At 48.0% G+C, this 6,000-nt stretch carries 6 protein-coding genes and 1 rRNA gene (1 of these 7 running past the window's edge); 3 read left to right on the plus strand and 4 right to left on the minus strand.

What is annotated here, in order from left to right; translation table 11 throughout:
* Nucleotides 1–287: 287 nt before the first annotated feature.
* The 3 genes from EL268_RS26000 to EL268_RS26010 form a co-directional block, all read right to left on the minus strand.
* Nucleotides 288–782 (minus strand): GNAT family N-acetyltransferase, encoded by a 495-nt coding sequence (locus tag EL268_RS26000; protein ID WP_106654086.1) that lies wholly within the window; start codon nt 780–782, stop codon nt 288–290.
* A 106-nt stretch (nt 783–888) separates the two neighbouring features.
* Nucleotides 889–1,758: an AraC family transcriptional regulator gene (locus tag EL268_RS26005; protein WP_106654085.1), complete on the minus strand. Its 870-nt coding sequence runs from the start codon at nt 1,756–1,758 to the stop codon at nt 889–891.
* 83 nt (nt 1,759–1,841) lie between these two features.
* A complete protein-coding gene (locus EL268_RS26010; RefSeq protein WP_106654084.1) occupies nt 1,842–2,825 on the minus strand; it encodes a LacI family DNA-binding transcriptional regulator in 984 nt (327 codons plus the stop codon).
* Between the two features lie 121 nt (nt 2,826–2,946).
* On the opposite strand from EL268_RS26010, the gene EL268_RS26015 reads away from it, so the two are divergent.
* From EL268_RS26015 to EL268_RS26025, 3 genes are all read left to right on the plus strand, one after another.
* Complete coding sequence (locus EL268_RS26015) at nt 2,947–3,576, plus strand: YczE/YyaS/YitT family protein (RefSeq protein WP_106654083.1); 630 nt, start codon at nt 2,947–2,949, stop codon at nt 3,574–3,576.
* Nucleotides 3,577–3,589: 13 nt separating this feature from the next.
* Nucleotides 3,590–4,315, plus strand: a complete 726-nt coding sequence (locus EL268_RS26020; protein WP_106654082.1) for a hypothetical protein — start codon at nt 3,590–3,592, stop codon at nt 4,313–4,315.
* Nucleotides 4,316–4,448: 133 nt separating this feature from the next.
* On the plus strand, nt 4,449–5,135 hold the full coding sequence (locus tag EL268_RS26025; protein WP_106654081.1) for a class I SAM-dependent methyltransferase: 687 nt from the start codon (nt 4,449–4,451) through the stop codon (nt 5,133–5,135).
* 158 nt (nt 5,136–5,293) lie between these two features.
* Here the strand turns inward: EL268_RS26025 and EL268_RS26030 are convergent.
* A 23S ribosomal RNA gene (locus EL268_RS26030) occupies nt 5,294–6,000 on the minus strand (it continues 2,235 nt past the right edge of the window).

Genomic DNA, 6,000 nt, shown 5'->3' on the forward strand with positions numbered 1-6,000 from the left:
TCCGAAGCCCTGCCACATGTTTTCCAGTCCAAGCGCCTCTGGAGCCCTACTCAGCGTAGAAATGAATAGCGGGGAATTTCAGCTTTTATCACATACAAAAACGCATTTGCGTTTTCTGGTTTGAAGCGCTCCCGCTATTCATTTCGGAGCGGACAGTCAATCCCCTTTGCGGGGCTTAGGCCGAAGCGTAGACTGGAAATGCACTTCTTCCCTCCACTACAGCATCGGTACCAGCATATAAAAAAAGCGGAAAGGTTTTAGCTCCTCCGCTTTTTTCATGAATCCACCTAGGTAGTCACGATGGACGACTCTATTTTTTCTGGTTGAATCATAGGCAAAATAGGCAGCTCCATCAAATTCCGATGCTTGCCCGGCCCGTAGTAATCCTGTTCCGCGTGAGCAAGACGGAAGCCATAGGCAGACAGCGCGCGAATAGAGGATGCGTTCGTTTCACTCACGGTAACCTGCACGGTGCGAAGTGTTGGAAACTGGCGCAAGGCTTGCAGTCTGGCTTCAATTAGCCGCTTGCCAATGCCTTGGCCTTGGAACTCCTTGCTCACATTGCTGAACAGAAGCCAGCCAGTCGTCTGATACATATCAATGCCGGCGCAGCTAAAACCGATGAGCTGGCCGTTGTAGGTCGCCTTGAAAATCAGCTCAGGAAACAGCTCCATATACTTTTTCAGCTCATGCAAGTTCATTCGATCGGGTAATGTCATATCCGCCAACGTGATCATTTCCGCAAAATCATCTCTTACGACGCGCTCAATCCGCACTTCCACCTTACCCGCCTCCTGTACATTCGCTCTTACATGTACACTGTAGCAAACGGGTATAAAGCTGGAATGGATGGCGTGTGAAGGTCATGTAAAATTCGCGAGCCAGTGGCTATTTTAGCGGAATATAGATGCTCATCTTTATTGCATCTGGGAAACGAGAGCCCCACACATCTGTCACTTCAAAATCGGGTCCCTCTGTTCTCTCGTAATTCGAATTCGGCAACCACGTCCCGTAAATGTACCTGCGTGTGTTTTGCACGAGATCGACGTCCCCGTTCACCTTGAACTCCGCATATTTCCCCGCAGGCAGAGCAAGTGAAATGAAGCCCTCAGGCAGTTCTTCCGGAAAGCCATGAACAGCCTCCCCCACAACAAAGGAAAAGCTACCGTCATCCGCAAATTCGCAGGAAATTCCGTACGACATGTCTGCCGCCGCTTTATTCGGAATCCGCAGAAAATCTTGATTGCTGCCAAACGCTTGATAGAAGCCCGGGATGTCCGTGAAATACTTTTCATCCTGCAAGCTCGTCCGGAACCTGCGTCCAATGATTAAAATTTTGTCCAATATCGTGATCGTCGGTTTGTTCATCGTGATCTCTCCTTTAATCGTTTGGCGAAAGGTCAAGAAGTCCATTTTGGCTTGGTAGGGCAGCGATCGATTTTCTTTGCGATATTTTCCAGGTGTAATGCCGAACTGCTTCTCAAAAGCGCGTGTCAGTGCTTCCTGCGACTGGTATTGATAGGCCACAGCAATTTCGAGCACATTGTCACTTGTCTGTTTTAGCGCACGTGCAGCTTCCGACAATCTGCGTTTGCGAATGTACTCCTGTACAGTGAAGCCTGAGATTGCCTGAAACAGCCGTTGAAAATGAAACGCAGAGAAATGCGCCCTGGAAGCAATTTCTGAGATGTTCATTTCTTCCTGAAGATGCTCTTCTACATAATCAATCGCGTCCTGAATCCGCTTGTACGTGTCCATCTTTGACTTCCTTCACCTATTTTTTCTTTAGTATGCGGGAGATCACTGGCATTTTTTTGATCAACTGTGCTATCTTTCAAGCTTTACGTCGTCAGTCGCTCTACCAATACGGGCGACAGTTCCTTCTCTTCCTTTTTCCCATCCAATTGCTGAGTCCAAATCCGCTCATGCAGCATCTCAAATGCGTATTTTCCCATCAACGTACTGGAGCTGGAGACGGTGGTGATCTCTAGCAGTTCTCCGATCGGCTGATCATCGCAACCGACTACGGCTAAGTCTTCTGGTACACTAATCCCGAATCTGCTGGCTTCTTTGATGATCCCTGCCGCTATATGATTGCACGATACGATCATTGCTGTCGGCCGCTCTTCTGTTTGCAACAATTTTCCCACGACATCCTTGCCGTCTTGGATCGTTAAACACTCTTCAAATGACCACTCAGGAGAGGGTGTCACGTCAATCGAACGCAGCTTTTCGTAATAGGCACGCTTGCGATGCTGACTGTTAAAGCTGTTTTTTCTGCCGATGCAATACCCGATCCGGCGATGCCCCTTCTTCATCAGATACTCCATCCCGATCCGAAACGTTTGATAGTGGTCGATATGAACACTTGAAACAGATATGGTATCATTTGCTTCACAAGTGATGATAGGTCCGTATCCTGCGTATTCATTGAGCGTTTCACAAGAGCTGGACCTGGAGCACATGATTAGCCCGTCGATTTTTTTATTTTTGAGCAAGTGTAAAACGCTGCGTTCTTGCTCGGGGTTGTTATTTGTTTGGCACACCATCAGCTTGTAATGATGCTGAGCCGCTTCTGCTGCAATCCCTTCGATAATGGAGCTGTAGTACTGATTGTTGACGAGAGGTAACGTCACACCGATTACCATCGTTTTTCCGGTAGAGAGGTGAACCGCATTACTGTTTTGAACATAATTTTGTTCTTCAATAATCTTGAGAATCTCCGCGCGTTTTTTCTCGTTCACGTACGGATGGTTGTTAAGCACACGGGAAACGGTTGAAACGGATACACCTGCCAATTTCGCGATTTCTCTTATGTTAGCCACTCAGATTGCTCCTCTAAGTCGAATCAGTAATTATTACATACATCAAAACACATTCCGCTTGCTCTGAAAAGCGTTCCACATATTATGCTCTCCTTATGTAGAATGAAAGGAGTCGTGTTTTGTGATTCGCTTAAAATTTGAATATCTCTTGTTTATCGTAGGCTTATTGATTTTAGCACTCGGGATCAACATGATGACGACCATTACATCTTTTGGTCTTAGCCCGTATGATTCTCTGTTTATTGCCCTGTATCAAAACTTCGGGATATCGATTGGCTTCTGGATGTTTGCCATTAACCTGACCTTTGTCATCATCGTCCTTTTCATGGATCGCAGTTATATTACTGTCGGTGCCATTTTGGTCATGGTGCTGATCTCCATCTTTGTCGATTTGATCGGGTCCATCGATGCGCTCATGGCTGCTATCCGTTCATTGCCGCCGCTTCTGACCATGGCACTCGGAAACATTTGCATCGGCAGCGGTATCGGGCTGTATGTGTGTACGCAAGTGTGCACAGCCCCCCAAGAGGCATTTGTACTGGTCATGTCGAAAAGATTAAAGTGGACATTCAGACGGACAGAAATTTTGCTGGCGTGCATGTTTCTTAGCGCAAGCTTCCTGTTAGATGGCCCGATTTATTACGGAACAGTCGTGCTGTCGTTTACGACTGGCTACATTATTCAAGCAGCAATCAACATCGGGAATAAGATGCTTCGTCTCGTCAATCAAACGAAGGGGGCGGAGGCATAATAGGAGGAAAGACTTGAGAAATTTTCGACCAAAAGTTGTGTGTTCCCTTGCAGTGAGCCTGTTTCTATTGCTTGTCGGTTGCTCCTCTTCCACTGGTCTCGTAAAAGCTGGCGGAGATGTTTTTGCCCAGAGCGAAATTCACAGACTGACCCAAGATCCTGAAAACGTGACGCATTACCGGCCGATGAGTATTCAGGAAATGACACCGCTATTGCCTTCGTCTCTCCAAAGCAGAATCAAGCTAGTGGATAGAACGAAGCTGCCTTTTCCTGTCGAAAAAGAGTTGGCCTATCTCGTCTCATTCTCCTCAGGCTCCGAAAAAGAAACACGACACCAGCTACAGCTGACATACGAGCAGGCTAACGAAGTCCCTATTACGGAAAACTTCTTCATCGTTCGTATGACAGAGACAGATGAAAACCCCTTGGCCCATGTGAAGCCATCTGCTTCTGGACTGGATTCGTTTGGGAACGTCATGCGCGTTGAGCCACTGACTGACGATATCACTTTCTATCATCATATCATCACGACAAACAGCTCTTATGTGTATAACTTTTACAAGTACGATGATAAAAATCACGCAGTAAATCTGATCGTCACAAACGCCCATGAGATGGAGTTCTATGATCAAGGAATCTTGTATCATCTCGCGTACCACACGGGAAGCAATCAACTAGACCCTACCCTTCATGATCAGATGGTAGCGCTGGCGAAGAATTTAATTTCTGTCCGTTCTTAAATGAAAAAGAAGAAGGATTCCCCTGTAGCTCATAAGACTGCGAGGCGGAATCCTTTTTTCTATCTCTTGACCTTCACGTGGCGTGAAGCTTTACGATATTTTCCAGTACGATCAAGTAACTGGAGGGTGAACGATGCCAAACCACGAACAAATTTATAAAAATCAAGCGGAACAGTACGATTTGATGATTTCCAGACAACCAAGTCTGCTCGCTGTCATCGAAGAAATCACCCCTATTAAAGGACGGGACGTGATCGATCTGGGAGCTGGCTCAGGTAGACTTACCTCTGTGCTTGCCCCTCATGCCAAGTCCATTCTTGCTCTCGATGCTTCCGCTGCCATGCTAGAAGTGAATGCACTACAGCTGACGCAAGCCGGTCTTTCCAATTGGAAAACAAACGTAGCGGATCATCGAGAAATTCCCGCAGACGCTAATAGTGCAGATGTCATCGTAGCGGGATGGACGGTTTGTTACCTCACCAGTTCTGAAGTTCCCAACAACGAGCTCAATCTTGAAAAGATCATTCAGGAGATGAAACGCGTGCTTCGTCCTGGTGGCACGATCGTCATCATGGAGACGATGGGGACCGGATATGAAACACCTCATCCGCCCGAATTTCTTACACAGTACTATTCCTTGTTGGAAAACAAATACGGCTTCTCTCACAAATGGATTCGTTTGGACTACCGATTTGCAGACTTGGAAGAAGCAGAACGGCAAGCAAGATTTTTCTTTGGGGATGAACTTGCAGACAGAGTCGTTGTGGAAAAGCTGGTGACTTTGCCGGAATGCGCAGGGGTTTGGTGGCTGGCGGTTTGATTGCAAAAAGGCCAATCGGAATTTTTCCGACTGGCCTCACCCCTGCTACACCATTGTTTTTAGCGTATCCTTAGTTGTACTAACACAAAAAAGCCATCCGAGCAGGATGGCTTTCTCATTCCTTGAAAACTGGATCTGCATGATCAGTTGCTAAGTGTGTGGATAAGTCCTCGACCGATTAGTATTCGTCAGCTCCACGCGTTACCGCGCTTCCACACCGAACCTATCAACCTCATCGTCTATGAGGGGTCTTACCAGCTTGCGCTGTGGGAAGTCTCATCTTGGAGGGGGCTTCACGCTTAGATGCTTTCAGCGCTTATCCCTTCCGCACATAGCTACCCAGCTGTGCCACTGGCGTGACAACTGGTGCACCAGCGGTGCGTCCATCCCGGTCCTCTCGTACTAAGGACAGCTCTCCTCAAACTTCCTACGCCCGCGACAGATAGGGACCGAACTGTCTCACGACGTTCTGAACCCAGCTCGCGTACCGCTTTAATGGGCGAACAGCCCAACCCTTGGGACCTACTTCAGCCCCAGGATGCGATGAGCCGACATCGAGGTGCCAAACCTCCCCGTCGATGTGGACTCTTGGGGGAGATAAGCCTGTTATCCCCAGGGTAGCTTTTATCCGTTGAGCGATGGCCCTTCCATGCGGAACCACCGGATCACTAAGCCCGACTTTCGTCCCTGCTCGACTTGTAGGTCTCGCAGTCAAGCTCCCTTCTGCCTTTACACTCTACGAATGATTTCCGACCATTCTGAGGGAACCTTTGGGCGCCTCCGTTACCTTTTAGGAGGCGACCGCCCCAGTCAAACTGCCCACCTGGCATGGTCCTCTCGCCCGATAAGGGCGACGAGTTAGAAA

This window comes from Brevibacillus brevis, from assembly GCF_900637055.1.
In the GTDB taxonomy this organism is placed as follows: domain Bacteria; phylum Bacillota; class Bacilli; order Brevibacillales; family Brevibacillaceae; genus Brevibacillus; species Brevibacillus brevis.

Excerpts from the sequence above, each read along its gene's own strand:
- EL268_RS26005 (WP_106654085.1), bottom strand. The coding sequence starts at position 1,758 with ATGGACACGTACAAGCGGATTCAGGACGCGATTGATTATGTAGAAGAG.
- EL268_RS26025 (WP_106654081.1), top strand. The coding sequence starts at position 4,449 with ATGCCAAACCACGAACAAATTTATAAAAATCAAGCGGAACAGTACGAT.